General features: G+C 71.1%; 15 protein-coding genes. 4 read left to right on the plus strand and 11 right to left on the minus strand.

The genetic code is table 11. The features are described from left to right. Nucleotides 1–6 precede the first annotated feature (6 nt). The 4 genes from FS641_RS09360 to FS641_RS09375 all read right to left on the minus strand — a co-directional run bounded on the left by FS641_RS09360 (nt 7) and on the right by FS641_RS09375 (nt 2,710). Entirely contained in the window at nt 7–594 is a 588-nt protein-coding gene (locus tag FS641_RS09360) for a signal peptidase I (protein WP_144763123.1), read from the minus strand. Then, on the minus strand, nt 591–1,469 hold the full coding sequence (locus FS641_RS09365) for a hypothetical protein (protein ID WP_144763125.1): 879 nt from the start codon (nt 1,467–1,469) through the stop codon (nt 591–593). Before FS641_RS09365 ends, FS641_RS09360 begins: the two co-directional genes overlap by 4 nt. Next, nucleotides 1,466–2,062: a TasA family protein gene (locus FS641_RS09370; RefSeq protein ID WP_144763127.1), complete on the minus strand. Its 597-nt coding sequence runs from the start codon at nt 2,060–2,062 to the stop codon at nt 1,466–1,468. The genes FS641_RS09365 and FS641_RS09370 overlap by 4 nt, the downstream gene beginning before the upstream one ends. 96 nt (nt 2,063–2,158) lie before the next feature. Then, nucleotides 2,159–2,710 (minus strand): alternate-type signal peptide domain-containing protein, encoded by a 552-nt coding sequence (locus FS641_RS09375; protein ID WP_144763129.1) that lies wholly within the window; start codon nt 2,708–2,710, stop codon nt 2,159–2,161. 370 nt (nt 2,711–3,080) lie between these two features. On the opposite strand from FS641_RS09375, the gene pnuC reads away from it, so the two are divergent. The 3 genes from pnuC to FS641_RS09390 are packed head-to-tail and all read left to right on the plus strand — an operon-like array spanning nt 3,081 to nt 5,180. Then, on the plus strand, nt 3,081–3,746 hold the full coding sequence (pnuC, locus tag FS641_RS09380; RefSeq protein ID WP_144763131.1) for a nicotinamide riboside transporter PnuC: 666 nt from the start codon (nt 3,081–3,083) through the stop codon (nt 3,744–3,746). Nucleotides 3,747–3,779: 33 nt separating this feature from the next. Then, a complete protein-coding gene (locus FS641_RS09385) occupies nt 3,780–4,478 on the plus strand; it encodes a hypothetical protein (protein ID WP_144763133.1) in 699 nt (232 codons plus the stop codon). 57 nt (nt 4,479–4,535) lie between these two features. Further along, nucleotides 4,536–5,180, plus strand: a complete 645-nt coding sequence (locus tag FS641_RS09390; protein ID WP_144763135.1) for a hypothetical protein — start codon at nt 4,536–4,538, stop codon at nt 5,178–5,180. Nucleotides 5,181–5,259: 79 nt separating this feature from the next. Here the strand turns inward: FS641_RS09390 and FS641_RS09395 are convergent, their stop codons facing one another. Genes FS641_RS09395 through FS641_RS09410 form a run of 4 tightly spaced genes read right to left on the minus strand, consistent with a single transcriptional unit; the run spans nt 5,260 to nt 10,149 of the window. Beyond that, complete coding sequence (locus FS641_RS09395; RefSeq protein ID WP_144763137.1) at nt 5,260–6,939, minus strand: glycoside hydrolase family 13 protein; 1,680 nt, start codon at nt 6,937–6,939, stop codon at nt 5,260–5,262. After that, on the minus strand, nt 6,936–7,799 hold the full coding sequence (locus FS641_RS09400; protein WP_144763820.1) for a carbohydrate ABC transporter permease: 864 nt from the start codon (nt 7,797–7,799) through the stop codon (nt 6,936–6,938). Before FS641_RS09400 ends, FS641_RS09395 begins: the two co-directional genes overlap by 4 nt. A gap of 44 nt (nt 7,800–7,843) precedes the next feature. Next, on the minus strand, nt 7,844–8,824 hold the full coding sequence (locus FS641_RS09405) for a carbohydrate ABC transporter permease (RefSeq protein WP_144763139.1): 981 nt from the start codon (nt 8,822–8,824) through the stop codon (nt 7,844–7,846). A gap of 29 nt (nt 8,825–8,853) precedes the next feature. Beyond that, nucleotides 8,854–10,149: an ABC transporter substrate-binding protein gene (locus FS641_RS09410; protein ID WP_260855762.1), complete on the minus strand. Its 1,296-nt coding sequence runs from the start codon at nt 10,147–10,149 to the stop codon at nt 8,854–8,856. A 130-nt stretch (nt 10,150–10,279) separates the two neighbouring features. On the opposite strand from FS641_RS09410, the gene FS641_RS09415 reads away from it, so the two are divergent. Beyond that, nucleotides 10,280–11,515 carry an ROK family protein gene (locus tag FS641_RS09415; RefSeq protein ID WP_260855763.1) on the plus strand — a complete coding sequence of 412 codons (1,236 nt, stop codon included), beginning with the start codon at nt 10,280–10,282 and terminating at the stop codon, nt 11,513–11,515. On the opposite strand, the gene FS641_RS09420 is transcribed toward FS641_RS09415, so the two are convergent. The 3 genes from FS641_RS09420 to FS641_RS09430 all read right to left on the minus strand — a co-directional run bounded on the left by FS641_RS09420 (nt 11,454) and on the right by FS641_RS09430 (nt 14,193). After that, on the minus strand, nt 11,454–12,689 hold the full coding sequence (locus FS641_RS09420) for an ABC transporter permease (protein ID WP_144763145.1): 1,236 nt from the start codon (nt 12,687–12,689) through the stop codon (nt 11,454–11,456). The genes FS641_RS09415 and FS641_RS09420 overlap by 62 nt on opposite strands. Continuing rightward, nucleotides 12,686–13,630, minus strand: coding sequence for an ABC transporter ATP-binding protein (locus FS641_RS09425; RefSeq protein WP_144763147.1), 945 nt, complete (start codon nt 13,628–13,630; stop codon nt 12,686–12,688). The genes FS641_RS09420 and FS641_RS09425 overlap by 4 nt, the downstream gene beginning before the upstream one ends. A 74-nt stretch (nt 13,631–13,704) precedes the next feature. Then, complete coding sequence (locus FS641_RS09430) at nt 13,705–14,193, minus strand: hypothetical protein (protein ID WP_144763149.1); 489 nt, start codon at nt 14,191–14,193, stop codon at nt 13,705–13,707. Nucleotides 14,194–14,210: the final 17 nt, after the last annotated feature.

The raw sequence follows: 14,210 nt of genomic DNA on the forward strand, positions 1-14,210 counted from the left end.
CCGAGCCTAGACGTGCCGCCCGCGCACGCGCCGCCTCCGCCGCCGTCGCAGGGCGGACACCGTGCCGAGCGCGATCATCACGGCGCCGTAGGTCAGGAGCACGCCGGCGATCGTCGGGATCAGCCAGCCCCTCGAGCCGTTGACCACCTGGTTGACGTACCCGACCCACGGGACGCTGTACCAGACCACCCCGCGGACCTGCGGGGCGGTGACGGGCGCCGGATCCGGCTGGGCGTTGCCGTCCCCGCGGAGCACGAACGTCCGTGCGCCGTCGGACGAGCTCGCGACGGCGACGACGCGGTGGGTGACCACCGCCGGGTCACCGGAGGTGATCTGGTAAGTCACGACGTCGCCGATCCGGATGTCGGCGAGCGGGGTCGGCCGCACGACCACGAGTGTCCCCGGCGGCAGCGTCGGCTCCATCGACCGGGTCAGGACCGTCAGCGGGATCGAGCCCGTCGCCTTCGGGACGACGATGAGGACGACCGCGAGCCCCGCGAGGAGGAGGAGCAACCCGATGCCGATGCCGAGGCGGACGGCGTGCAGGACAACCCGCCAGCCGGTCCGTTCGACGCGCGCTCGCCGCGTGCTCATGCGCCGCACCGGATCGCCGGCCCGTCGTTCTGGGTGAAGAGCGTGACCGGGCCGCTCGCCGCGACGGTCGAGGTCGGCTGCCCCGCGTCGTCCAACACCTTCACGACCACCGTCTGCGTGCCGCTCGTCGCGATGGTGGACGGGATGTCCGTCGGCGCGAGCGTGATGAACCCGGAGTAGTCCTGCGCGTGCGAGCCGACCTGGGTGTCGCCGATGAACGCCCCGTACCAGGTGTCCTGCGGGCGAGACCCAGCGGGCCACCGGATGTCCACGTAGTTGCCGCTGTGGTCCGTGCACGTCAGCGCAGGATCGGTCGCGGCAGACGTGTTCAGGTAGAACCCACCCATGTCCGCCGCCGTCCAGGTGCCGGCGGTGAGCGTCACGCCGATGTGGACGTCCGCGGTCGCCGGCGCCGTGGCCGACGGTGTGCTGCGGACGCACCACACGACGCTCGTGTGTGCGGGCAGCTGCGACGTCAAGCTCGGCAGGGTCGCCCAGGTCCCGGAGACGGAACCGCTGCCGACCATCGCGGTGTCGGTGCAGTCCGACGTCGCACCGACGGGCCACGCGACGACGTCCACCGCCTGCGCGAGCTCCGTCGATGTGCCGGCCACCACGGAGACCGAGGTCGTCGCCGTGCCGGGGATCGAGTCGGTGTTCGCCAGCGTCACCGGCATCGTCATCGACGTCTCCGCCGACGAGAAGGTCGTGGTCATGGCCTCCACGCCGCTGATGTCGACGGCCACCTTGCCGATCGTCACGCTCGCGTCCCGCGGTTCCGTGTCGCTCCAGAGCGACCACGCGACGCTGGAACCCCCGGCCACGAGCACGGCGGCGAGGAGGGTGGCGAGCAGCGCACGCAGTCGGCGGCTCACGGTCGCACCTGCGTGCCCGTCACGGTGAGGGTGAAGTCCGTCACCGCGCCCGCGACCGACTGCGGTGCGTCCGCGTCGAGGGCGATCTCCAGGCAGCCCACGCCGCGGGCACCCGGCGGCATCGTGTAGTAGCCGCTGCCGGTGTCGAACGTGTCCACCCGACCGGTCGCGCCCCCGAGCCCCGGTCGACAGTCGGACGGGGTCGCCACGACGGCGAGGTGGAGGGTCTCCTCGTCGAGGACGGTGGGCTTCGTCGCGTCCGGCACCCACGCCACGTTCCGGACCCCGGACGTCACCCGCATGGCGAGCGGGACGGTCCCGGTGTTCTGCACGGTGAAGGTCCCGGTGACGCCGGTGCCGGGTGCCAGGATCCGGGTCTCCATCGCGGAGATCGCGCTGACGCTGATCGTCGCCGTCCCCGAGCGCACCGTCGCACCGGCGGTGGTGGCCGAGCCGTTCCACAGCGCGTACGTCCCGCCGGTGCCCAGGACGCTCGCGGTGACCGCGACGACGAGCGCGGCCGTGGTCGGCCAGACCCAGCGACGAGGACGGGGCGCGCGGTGGCGTCCCGTCCTGGTCGCTGTCCTGGTCATCACGACCCCCTGGTCGTCGTCGCGGGTGGGGCCGACCGGGTGGGCCGGCGGTGGACCGGCACGATCGGTGGATCAGGGACCGATCGTGCCGGTGGTTCAGGAGCTGATCGCGGTCTGCTGCAGGGTGAACGCGACGCCGCTCAGGTCGACGGTGCCGCCCTGACCGGTGGTGGCGTCGGCCGGGATGCCGACCGTCAGGGTCACCGTGACCGTCGAGAGCGACGAGGACGGGGTCACCGTGTAGGTGTCGTCCGTCGTCGACGGCACGACGTTCGCACTGCTCGAGGTGACGTCGAGGTGCTTCGTGAGCACGCCGAGCAGACCGGGGTCACCCGTGATGCTGTTGTCGGCGTAGGCCAGGGTCGCCCTGAGGTCGTCCCCGGTCGCGCCGATGGTGAGCGTCTGGGTGAAGCGGTACGTGTTCCCGGGGACCATCAGCGTCTTCGCCGGGTCGATCGCGGCGGACCGACCGTTCGTGACGTCGGTCCAGGTGCCGTCGTCGTCCGCGGTCAGGGTGAGGGTGCCGGAGCTGACCGAGGACGCGGCGCTCGAGGCGTCCGCGTTCCAGAGCGCGAAGCTCCCCGCTCCGCCGAGCAGGAGCGCGACGCCCGCGGCGCCGGCGATGGTGCCGGTGAGGATCTTGTGCATGAGCAGTCCGTTTCTGCGCGCGACGGCGCGGAAGCCACCGGCACCTTGGTTCGGGTTGTGTGCCGGCGGAACGGCGTCTTCGACCCCCGGGTGACGCAGGGTCGCGGCTGACCTGTGCCGAGAGCGATCGCCGGGCTCCGGGTGCCGCGTCGTCCGACGGCGTGTCCGGGCGGGCTGGATCCGCTCTGGTACCGAATCTAGCCGTCCCCCGAAATGCGGACACGGGAAAACATGAATTCGTATCAACCCAATCCGGGGGACACGATGCCCCCTTCTCTGGGGACCATACCTGTACCCCGATCGCTCAGTCGTCTCCACGGAATGCCGGCCGATCCCAGCGGGTTGCAGGGACGGGAACGAGGAGGGCCACATGGGCATCGTGCGTTGGCTGTTCGACGCGCAGATCGTCATCGGCGACCAGACGGTGCTCTGGCGCGAGGTGATCGGCAACGTCTTCGGTCTGCTCAGCGCGCTCGGCGGCATGCGTCGGAAGGTCTGGGCGTGGCCGGTCGGCATCGTCGGCAACGCGCTGCTCTTCACCGTCTTCATGGGCGCCCTGTTCGACACGCCGAACCCGGTGAACCTGCTCGGACAGGCCGGACGTCAGGTGATGTTCGTCGTCGTCAGCGTCTACGGCTGGTACCGCTGGACGCACCGGCCGTCGGAGGCGACCACCGTCATCGACCCGGTCTGGGCCTCCTGGCGGACCCGGGTCCTGCTCGTGGTGGGACTCGTCGGTGGCACCCTCGTCCTGACGCCGGTGTTCCGCGCGCTCGGCTCGTACGAGCCGGTGTGGAGCGACGCCTGGATCTTCGTCGGCAGCCTGCTCGCCACCTACGGGATGGCGAAGGGCTGGGTGGAGTTCTGGCTCATCTGGGTCGCGGTCGACCTGGTCGGTGTGCCGCTGCTCTTCTCCGCCGGGTACTACGCGTCCGGGCTGATGTACGTCTTCTACGGGGTGTTCACGCTCACCGGCTTCTTCGTCTGGATGCGGCAGCGCACCCGGCCGTCCGCCGCTCCGGTGACCGTCGGCTGAGCAGCAGCCCCCATCGGCGGGCACACTGGCACCATGAGCGAGGGGGTCGTCAGCACCGGGATCCGGGTGTACCGCGAGCGGCGACGGGAGTTCACCGACCCGGCTCGCGCACGACGTCGCACCCTGGTGTGCGGCCTGGTCGCCGTCCTCGCGGGTGCGACCACCGTCGTCACGGACCTGCTGACCGGGTGGCTCGGGACGACGCTCCCGGTGACCGTCGTGACCGTCGTGACCGCGACGGCGTTCGCCGCGGCGCTCGGCTGGTTCGTGGCGGTCTGCTTCCCGACCGCGCGGACCCGGCAGTCGGCGCGTTGGCAGCCGTTCCCCGGCGGCTGGCGTCGGCACGAGCGGCTCGGTGCGCAGTTCACCCGCCGTCCGCCCGAGCTCCTGCCGGAGGACCGGGACGACGTGCTCGCGCTCGCCGAACGGGTCGTCGAGCCCACCGTCGTGAGCATCGACCGGCTGCGGTGGTTCCCCCTCGCGTGGCTCGCGGCGTGGATCGGGGCTCTTGTGAGCGGGCTCGCCGCGGGTTCGGTCGGCGCGCTGCTCATGCCGCCGGCGTACCTGCTGCTGTCGGGCGGCACCGTCGTCGCCGGGGTCGTCCGACTCGGTCAGGCGGAGCTGGTGCGCCGCCGGGTCGCGGCGACGCCCCCGTGGGCCCCGCCGGCGGCCGGAGATCCCCGGTCCAAGACACGCGTCACCGGGTCGAAGCTCGCCCTCCCCGGCGACTGAGTCGCGGCCCCCGGTCTGGGACGCGACAGATCCGCGGTGGTGCGATGTGATTGCCGGGTGGAGAGCCTGACAGACGACACGATCGTCGACGAGCAGACGACCGCGGAGCGCCTCGTCCGGGCCGCCATCCGCGCCTACCGCCTGCACCCGTTCACCGAGGTGGACGCGACCGTGGTCGCCGACATCGCCGGACTGCCCGTCGAGGCGGTCTCCCGGGCGTTCCCGACGTGGGACGCCCTGCTGCTCGTGACCTACGACATGTGGACGAACCTCCGCGGGACGAACCGCCGCCGGCGGGCCGCCACGACCATCGACCACGTCCGCACGACGCTCGCCGAGGACGTCGCCGACCCTGGTCTGGTCCGGGTCCTCGCCGGGGTGATCAACATCGCCGGCGCGGGCACGACGTTCGCCGAGCTGTTCCGCAAGCGGTACGGCGAGTACCTCGCGGCGCTCGCCGCCGGCTTCCAGCGTGACTTCGACGCCGGGGCGGAGGACGCGCTGGTCCCCGCCGAGCGCGCCGCGACCCAGCTCCTGGCGCTCTACGAGGGTCTGCAGATCCAGATGCTCGTCCGCCCGGACCTCGACGTCCTGGCCGAGTACGACCACGCCGTGCGCGTGCTCCGTGACGGCTGGCGGCACCGTCCGGTCCCGGAGTGGGACCTCGACGTCGTGCCGACCTCGCCGGTCCTGCCCGCCTGACGCGCGCGGTCGCCGACGGCGACCCGACGGCGTGACGGGAGGCACGGTGCCTGCCCGCACCGTGCCTCCCGTCCGGTGCTCAGTCGCGCTCGGAGCGCAACCAGGCGGTCCCCACGCCCGTCAGGGCGCCGTCTGCCACCGGCGCCGAGGCGAGCAGCACTGCACCCGCGGGGAGTTCGTAGGGCTCGTCGCCGAACACGGTGACGCTCGTCCAGCCGTTCGGACGGCGGAACGCGAGGACGTCGTCGCGACCGGTCTCGAGCCACTCGAGGTGTTCCTCGGTCTGCAGCTGTGCGCGCAGGGCGAGTGCCTGCCGGTACAGGTGCAGCGTCGAGTCGGGGTCGGCGTCCTCGGCCTCCACCGAGGACGCACCGAACCACGACGGCTGCGGCAGGTGCGAGCCGCCGGGGCCGAAGCCGAAGGACGAGCCCGCACGCGTCCACGGGATCGGGACGCGGCAGCCGTCCCGACCGACGTCGACGCCGGGGTTCCGGAAGAACGCCGGGTCCTGCCGCTCGGCGTCCGGGATGTCGCCGACCTCGTGCAACCCCAGCTCCTCGCCCTGGTAGAGGTACGCGGAGCCCGGCAGCGCGAGCTCGAGGAGCGTCGCGGCGCGGGCGCGACGCAGCCCGAGGTCACGGTCGAGGTCGTCCCGCGCGCCGCCGGCGAGCAGCCACGCACCGCCCTGCTTGCCCTCGGCGCCGCCCCGCGGGGGGAGGGCGTAGCGGGTGGCGTGTCGGACGACGTCGTGGTTGGAGAAGACCCACGTCGTCGAGGAACCGGACTGCTCCGCGAGCCCGAGGTTGAACTCGATCACCGTCCGGAACGCCGCCGCGTCGAAGTCGGCCTCGAGCAGGTCGAAGTTGAACGCCTGGCCGAGGCCCTCCGCACTGGCGTAGCGCGCGCGGCGGTCGGCGGGGACCCATGCCTCCGCGACGGCCGTGCGGGCCGGCGTGTACTCGTTGAAGACCTTCCGCCACTCGGCGTAGATCTCGTGCACGTCGTCACGGTCCCACAGCGGGTGGGTGCCGTCCTTCGGCATCGCGGCGAGCTCCGCCCAGGTCGGCAGCACCTCGCCGAGGTCCTTCGACAGGCCGTGCGCCACGTCGATGCGGAAGCCGTCGACGCCCCGGTCGGACCAGAACCGCAGGGTGTGCAGGAAGTCGTCCCGCACCTCGCGGTTCGCCCAGTTCAGGTCGGGCTGCTCCTTCGCGAAGCTGTGCAGGTACCACTGCCCGTCGCCCGCGGCCGTCCACGCCGGGCCACCGAAGATCGAGACCCAGTCGGCCGGCGGCTCGCTGCCGTCGGGGCCGGTGCCGTCACGGAACACGTAGCGGTCCCGCGCTGCGGAGCCCCTCGGTGCGGACAGGGCCTCGCGGAACCACGCGTGCCGGTCGCTGGTGTGGTTCGGCACGACGTCGACGATGACCCGGATCCCCGCGGTGTGCAGGGCGTCGACCATGGCGTCGAAGTCGTCGAGTGTGCCGAGCTTCGGGTCGACGTCACGGTAGTCGTCGACGTCGTAGCCGCCGTCGGCGAGGGCGGACGGGTAGAACGGGCTGAGCCAGACCGCGTCGATGCCGAGCGACGCCAGGTACGGCACCCGGTCGGTGATCCCCGCGAGGTCCCCGATCCCGTCGCCGTTCGCGTCCGCGAAGGAGCGCGGGTAGATCTGGTACACGCCCGCCTGGCGCCACCAGGTCTCGTCCGCCGCGGTGCCGACGGTGTTCGTGCGGGTGGCTGTTGCTCGGTCGGTCACTTGATCGCTCCCTGTGTGACGCCCGACATCACCCAGCGCTGGGTGAGGACGTAGACGATGATCGACGGGGCCATCGCCATCAGGTACGAGGCGAAGGACACGTTGTAGTTGTTGCTGAACTGGCTCTGGAAGATCTGCTGCAGCACCGGGAGGGTCTGCAGCGCGGGGTCGGCGGTGATGAGCGCCGGCATCATGTAGTCGTTCCAGGACGCCAGGAACGCGAAGATCCCCACCGTGGCGCTCATCGGGGCGAGCAGCGGGAAGAGCAGCCGCCAGAAGACCTGGCCGACGCTCGCACCGTCGATCCGGGCGCTCTCCTCGAGCTCACCGGGGATGGACCGCAGGAACGCGGTGAACAGCAGCACGCTGAACGACAGCTGGAACATGATGTGGAGGATCGCGACGCCGATCGGGTTGTCGAGGCCGACCATGCCGGTCAGCTTCACCTGCGACAGGGCGAGGACCGGGAACGGCAGGAACATCGCCGCGAGCAGGTAGAAGAACGACCAGCGGAACAGTCGGTGCTGCCAGTTGTGCGAGATGGCGTACGCGGCGAACGAGGCGAGCAGGATCGTGCCGGTCACGGAGATCGCGGCGACGAGCACGGAGACCCCGAACGCCCGCGGGAAGTCCGTCAGCTCCCAGGCCTTGACGAAGCCCTCGATGCTGAACGGCGCCGGCAGCGAGAACGCGTTGCCGTCGATCGCCTGCCCCGTCGTCTTGAAGGCCATCACCACGGTGACGTAGAGGGGGACGAGGACGGTGAGCGTGCAGACCGCCAGGATGATCGTCAGCGGCCAGTTCCAGCCGCCGGACTTCGAACGGCGACCGCGGGCGTTGTCCGCGTCGATCGACCGCATGCTGCCGGTGCGCGTGGTGCCCGGCTGGAGGGGAGCGGGGAGCGTCATGAGAACAGGGCCTTCCCGCGGCTGAGCCGCAGCTGGACGAGCGCGAGGATGACGGTGATGACGAAGAAGATGGTCGCGTTCGCCATCTGGTACGAGTAGTCGCCGCTGTTGAACCCGTTGAAGATCGACATCGCGACGCTGGTCGTCGAGGTCCCGGGGCCGCCGGCCGTCAGGCCGACGATGATGTCGTACGCGTTCAGGAAGTTCTTGAACCCGAGGATGAGGTTGATCACGATGTACCCGGCGGTGAGCGGCATCGTGATGGAGATCAGCTGCCGCCACGACGACGCCCCGTCGATCGCCGCCGCCTCGTAGACCTCACCGGGGATGGCGAGGACACCGGCGATGTAGATCAGGAGCGTGCCCGGGATCGCCTGCCACGTCGTGACGATGACGATCGCGACCCAGGCGAGGTCCGGGTTGGCCAGGATGCTCGTCTCGAGCGGTGCGAAACCGAGCGAGGTCGCCAGCGCCGGGATGCTGTTCGAGAACAGGAACGAGAACACGTAGGCGATGACGATGCCGGAGATCACCATCGGCAGCACGAACACGGCACGGAGGGTCACCTTCGCGCGGATCCGGCTCGTCAGGGCGATCGCCAGCAGCAGCGCGAGGGCGTTCACGACCAGCACGGTGACCAGCGAGAAGCCCATCGTGAACAGGTAGGCGTGCAGGATCGCGGGGTCCGAGAAGATCGCGAGGTAGTTCGTCAGGCCGGTGAACCCGAACTCACCGAACCCGACGGAGTTCGTGAAGCTCAGGACGATGCCCATCACGGCCGGCACGGTGATGGCGAGCGTGAAGACCACGAGGGTGGGCAGCAGGAACGCCAGGAACACGGGCTGGATGCGGTGCGCGCTGCGGCGGCCCGAGCGTGCCGGCGTGCTGGCGATGGGGGAGGACTGCGGGGCGTCCGAGCTCCCGGGGCGTGGTTCGTTCCGGCGCTTGCCGCCGGATGACGTCGTGGCGATGGCCATGGGGATCGTCTCCTCGGTCCGGGACCGGGTCAGGCCTTCCGACGCGCGACGCGCGCCCAGTCGGCATCGAGCGTGCGGAGTTGCGGAGCCGGGTCGCCGCCGAGGGCGATCGTCTGCGCGTAGTTCGCGACCGGGATCTCGGCCGGGACGAGCTGCGACGTGCCGAGGTAGAACGCGGCGTCGTCGTAGTACTGCTGCATGCCCTTGAGCGTCGGATTCGCCACGGGCGGCGAGTCCCTGCGGGTCCCGAAGCCGTTGTTGTCGGCGTTGTACTCGTCCGCGACCTCCGGGGACATCAGGAAGCGCAGGAACTCCCGCGCCGCGTCCTGCTTCTTCGAGGCCTTCGGGATCCAGAGCGCCAGATCGACGTTCACCCGGACCTTGAGGTCGGCGGGGTCGTCGGTGGCGGGGAGCGGGAACGTGCCGAGGTCCATGTCGGGGTCGGTCTTCGCGATCTCGATGAGTGCCCACGGGCCCTGCAGGTACATCGCCGACTCGCCCTTGGCGAAGGCGAGGTTGCCGTCGCCGTAGGCCCGGCTCGCCGCGTTCTTGTTCGACCACTTCGCGAGCTGGGCCATGCGCTCCATCGGCGCCGCGAAGTCCTTCGAGAACGACACCGGCGACGACGGGGTGAGGCTCGTGCCCTCCCGCTCGAGCGCCGCGAACGTCTTCTTCACGTCGATCATGCCGCCGATCGAGTAGTCGAACATGCCCTGCGCCAGGGTCCACGTGTCCTTGTAGGTGTTGTAGAACGGCGTGACGTCCGCGGCCAGCAGCTTCTCGCAGACCGCGGTCAGCTCGGTCCAGGTCGTCGGGACCTCGATGCCCTGCTCGGCGAAGATCTTCTTGTTGTAGATCACCGACGCGGCCGTGACCGAGTACGGCAGGGCGTTGCGTTCGCCCGGGTAGGACGCGGTCTGCTCCATGAGCGTCCACAGGTCCGGGTTGATGGCCTTCGCCTCGGCCAGGTCCGACAGGTCGGTCAGTGCGCCGTGCTCGACGAACGAGACCATCGCGTAGTTGTAGTTCAGGCAGCCGAGGTCGGGCGGAGAGCTCCGCACGAAGTCCGCCGGCAGGGACGAGGTCGAGTCGCGGATCACGCGGATCCTCGACTGGCTGTCGTGGAACTTCGCGATGACGTCGTCGAAGTAGGAGATGACCTCGGGTTTCGACACGTAGAACGTGATCGTCTCCCGACGTCCTGCCGATGCGGCCGGGGCGCACCCGGCGAGGGCCAGACCCGCGCCGACTGCGCCGGTGCCGAGGAGGAAGGAGCGGCGGCTGAGTGCCGACCGACCCGTCCCGGAAGCGGTTCCTGTGTGCACGGTGACTCCGTCCAACGGTCGCGGCGCCCTTGCCGTCCCGTCCTGCCGATCGCTCCGATGCGGTCGACGGACTAAATATAGCGAGAAAATCTTCTCCCGCAAGGAACCGGTGCAGGAGTATCTTCGGCGGGTGACCACGCCCCCGGCGCCGCTCCGTCGATCGAGCCTCGAGACGGTGCTCGACGTCGCCTTCACCGAGCAGGCGTTCACCGCGAGCACGGTCATGGCGCGCACCGGGCTCACCCGTTCGACGGTCCTCGCCGCGTGCGACGAGCTCGTCCGCTCGGGCTGGATCACCGCGCTCGACGACGCGCGGACGGCGGGGGAGTACCGACTCGGTCGCCCGGCGAAGCGCTACGAGCTGCACCGCACCGCCGGGCTCGTCGTCGGCGTCGACGTGGGGAACACGCGGATCGCCGCGGTCGTCGCCGACCTGCGCGGGACGGTGCTCGCGCAGGTGGAGCGCGGTGCCGCAGCGGGGACGCCCGGCGACGACGCGCGGCGCGCCGCCGTGGCCGCGTGCGTCGCCGATGCGCTCCTGCAGGCCGACCACCCCGGGTCACCGGTGCTCGTCACCACCGTCGGGGTCGCCGCGCCCGTCGACCGACGCGGTGGCTCCCCGAGCGAGGACGACGGCTTCTGGCACCGCATGAACCCGGGCTTCGCGGCGGCCCTGTCCGGCTACGGCGAGCTCGTGGTGGAGAACGACGCCAACCTCGCCGCCATCGCGGAACGCGCGCGTGGCGCCGGGGACTCCTTCGCGGCGCTCCTGTCCGGCGAACGGTTCGGCGCCGGGCTCATCGTCGACGGTGTCCTGCTGCGGGGGACGCACGGCGGCGCCGGTGAACTGCGCATCCTCAACATCGTCGAGGGCGTCGGCACCCCGGAGGGCCTCGGTGCCGCGTGCCGGACGCTCGCCGCCGCGGCACGCGCCGCCGGGCGGATCCTGCCGGGCACGCCGCTCGCGACGGCTGCGTCCGAGCCGCGGGTGCTCGATGCGCCGATGGTCTTCGCCGCGGCGGAGGCCGATGACCCGGTCGCGCTCGAGATCGTCGAGCGGCTCGCCGAACGGCTCGCGAAGGCCTGCATCGTGCTCGGGAGCCTGCTCGACATCGAGCGCGTGCACGTCGCGGGTGCGATCGCCCGTCCTGCCGAGCGGGTGATCCGGCGGGCGAACGCCCTGCTGCAGGCCGGTGCGTTCCGCCCGGTGCCCGAGGTGGTCGCGTCGCAGCTCGGTGCCGACGTGGTGCTCGTCGGGGCTGCGCAGCGCGCCCTCGACACCGTCCGGGCGCACCCGCTCGCGTTCAGCCTGCCCGCCGCGGCGCGCGAGCGGACCGTCGCCACGACAGGATCTGTCGGAGGGTGACCTTCGAGCCGTACTGCGCCACCGAGTGCCGGAACAGGTACTCGGCGAACCAGAGGAGCAGCCCGGCCACGACGAACACCTCGACGATCGTGCCGACGGACTCGGCCGGTGACAGCGACCCGACGGCGTTCCGCACCATCGCGGTGACCGGCGTGAACGTCGGGAACCAGGTGAAGACCGCCACCACGGGCGACGACGGGCTCGTCATCACGAAGAACGCCGCGTAGAGCGGGATGATCAGGGAGAAGATCGCGGCGGACTGCAGGGCTGATGCGTCCTTGATCGTCGGGACGGCGGCCCCGACGGCGACGAAGAGCGCCGAGGCGAGCAGGACCCCACCGATGAGCAGCAGCGCGCCGACGACCATCCGCCAGGGGTCGACGACCACGTGCCCGACCCGGCTCGCGAGCAGCGGGACCACGACGACGAGCGACAGCAGCCCGGGCACGATGAAGACCCCGATCTGGACGAGTCCGACCAGGAGCATCGCGATGACCTTGCCGCGGATGAGGTCCCCGGCGGTCACCGTCGTCAGGATCATCTCGGAGATCCGGTTCTCCTTCTCCTCGACGACCACCGTCACCATGCGCGCGGCGAGCAGCAGCACGAGGCCGAAGAACGCCGCCAGGTAGACCAGGGGCGGCAGGATCGACAGCCAGCCGGGTGCCACCTTCCCCGCGGCGTAGGCGGTCACGTCGGTGTCCGGCGGCGACCGGAGGATCCGCACCGCCTCGGCGTCGCCCACGTTCCCCGCGACGCTCTGCTCGAGCACCCGTCCCGCGAGGGACGAGTAGGCGCTGTTCTCGAACAGTCCCCGGTCCTTCGCCACGACGCTGATCGGCTCGGTCGACGGCGAGGCCGGGAACACGACGAGCGCGTCGAGTCGTCCGGCGACGACCGCGGCCCGGTCAGCGGACTCGTCCGTCGACGGTGTCCCACCCCACCGTGCCGCCACCCGCTCGGAGACGAGGCCGGAGTGGTCGACGTAGTGGAACGGCGTCTTCTCGGCGGACGAGCCCCGCACGACCGAGTCCGTGCCGGCCGCCTGACCGACTCCGACGAGCAGTGACACCACGACGATCACGAACGGCAGGGCGAGCGTGCCGATCCAGAACGCGGGCTTCTTGACGGCGCGGACGAACTCGAACCGGACGACGGTGCCGAGGCGGCTCACTGCGCGGCTCCGACCGTGGCACCGGTGCGTTCCTCGGCGCCGGCGTCGTGTCCGTACACCTGGACGAAGATCTCGTCGAGCGGGATGCGGCGCATCTCGAAGCCGGTCACGTGCGCTCCGGCACCGACCAGGGCCGCGAGGACGTCGGACCCGTCCGCTGCGGCGGCCGAGGTCGGGACGAGGTAGGCGACGTGTCCCTCGTGGCGGGCGAGGCGCCAGAGCGGGGACCGTGGCACCGGCCCCTCGAGCGAGACCTTCGCCACGGCGCCCCCGAACGCGTCCTGCACCTCGGGGATGGTGCCGTACGCCGCGGCGACGCCGTCCCGGAGGAGCAGGATCCGGTCGCAGAGGCGCTCGACCTCGTCCATGTGGTGCGTCACGAGGACGACCGTCGCACCCTCGGCCTTCCGCTCGTCGACCAGGTCGAGCAGGAGCCGACGGTTCACCGGGTCCAGGCCCTTCGTCGGCTCGTCGAGGATGAGCAGCCGGGGGTGGTCCATGATCGTGATGCCGAGCTGCACCTTCTGCTGCTGTCCGCCGGAGAGCTTGTCGATCCGCAGCTTGGCCTTGTCCGCGAGGCCGACCCGTGCCAGGTAGTCCATCGACCACCTGGTCGAGGCCGCGCGCGGCATCCCGCGGAGTGCCGCGAAGTACGTCATCACGTCGATGACGGACTCCTTCCGGTACAGCCCGCGTTCCTCCGGCAGGTACCCGATCCCACCCGTCGACGGACGGTACGGGCGCCCGTCGATCGTCAACGCGCCCGCTGACGGCGTCGTGATGCCGAGCAGCGCCCGGATGGTCGTGGTCTTGCCCGAGCCGTTGCTGCCGAGCAGTCCGAACGTCTCGCCGGGGGTGACGTCGAACGACAGACCGTCGATGACGGTCCGGTCCCCGAACCGCATGACGAAGTCCTGCACGCTGATGCTCGCACCGGCCATGCGACCCCCTTCTCGTGACGCCGACACTACCGGCCGCGGTGCCGTGGTCCTCGGCGGATCCCGGCCGTCCGCGGCTACGGCGTGCGGAGCGTGTCGTCCGCGTCGGACGACACCGGCTCCTCCGGGGTCCAGCCGTACCAGCGACCGTCGATCTCGGCCGTGATGCGACCGTCACCGCAGGTCACGAGGTCGGTGGTCGGGAGCGACTCCGGCAGGAAGCCCGCCGTCATCGCCGGGCCGCCGTGCGTCCCCTCGACCGGGGTGCACGCAGCCGTGTCGACGCCGTCCTCGGACGAGAACGCGATCACGTACCCCGGGTTGCTGGTGTCCAGACGCACGTCGATGTCCTCGGCGTCGCGCGGCACCCACGTCGGCATGAACCACGCGGCGTCCTGCGAGGTCGCCTTCGACGGGGCGTCCGTGTAGCTGGCGTAGTGCCGCTGCTGCTCGGGCATGGACTGCTCGATCATGCTGCAGCCGGTGAGGCTCGCGACGACGAGGCCCGCCCCGAGGACGGCGACGGCGGCGGTGTGGGCAGGACGGCTGGTGCGCTGGGTGGTCATGCATCCATGGTCGCGCC

Source organism: Curtobacterium sp. 9128 (assembly GCF_007673775.1).
Lineage (GTDB): Bacteria > Actinomycetota > Actinomycetes > Actinomycetales > Microbacteriaceae > Curtobacterium.

What these genes read in the sequence shown, in the direction of transcription:
- FS641_RS09360 (WP_144763123.1), bottom strand. Translation starts at nt 594, where the DNA reads ATGAGCACGCGGCGAGCGCGCGTCGAACGGACCGGCTGGCGGGTTGTC.
- FS641_RS09370 (WP_144763127.1), bottom strand. Translation starts at nt 2,062, where the DNA reads ATGACCAGGACAGCGACCAGGACGGGACGCCACCGCGCGCCCCGTCCT.
- FS641_RS09375 (WP_144763129.1), bottom strand. Translation starts at nt 2,710, where the DNA reads ATGCACAAGATCCTCACCGGCACCATCGCCGGCGCCGCGGGCGTCGCG.
- pnuC (WP_144763131.1), top strand. Translation starts at nt 3,081, where the DNA reads ATGGGCATCGTGCGTTGGCTGTTCGACGCGCAGATCGTCATCGGCGAC.
- FS641_RS09385 (WP_144763133.1), top strand. Translation starts at nt 3,780, where the DNA reads ATGAGCGAGGGGGTCGTCAGCACCGGGATCCGGGTGTACCGCGAGCGG.
- FS641_RS09400 (WP_144763820.1), bottom strand. Translation starts at nt 7,799, where the DNA reads ATGCGGTCGATCGACGCGGACAACGCCCGCGGTCGCCGTTCGAAGTCC.
- FS641_RS09405 (WP_144763139.1), bottom strand. Translation starts at nt 8,824, where the DNA reads ATGGCCATCGCCACGACGTCATCCGGCGGCAAGCGCCGGAACGAACCA.
- FS641_RS09425 (WP_144763147.1), bottom strand. Translation starts at nt 13,630, where the DNA reads ATGGCCGGTGCGAGCATCAGCGTGCAGGACTTCGTCATGCGGTTCGGG.
- FS641_RS09430 (WP_144763149.1), bottom strand. Translation starts at nt 14,193, where the DNA reads ATGACCACCCAGCGCACCAGCCGTCCTGCCCACACCGCCGCCGTCGCC.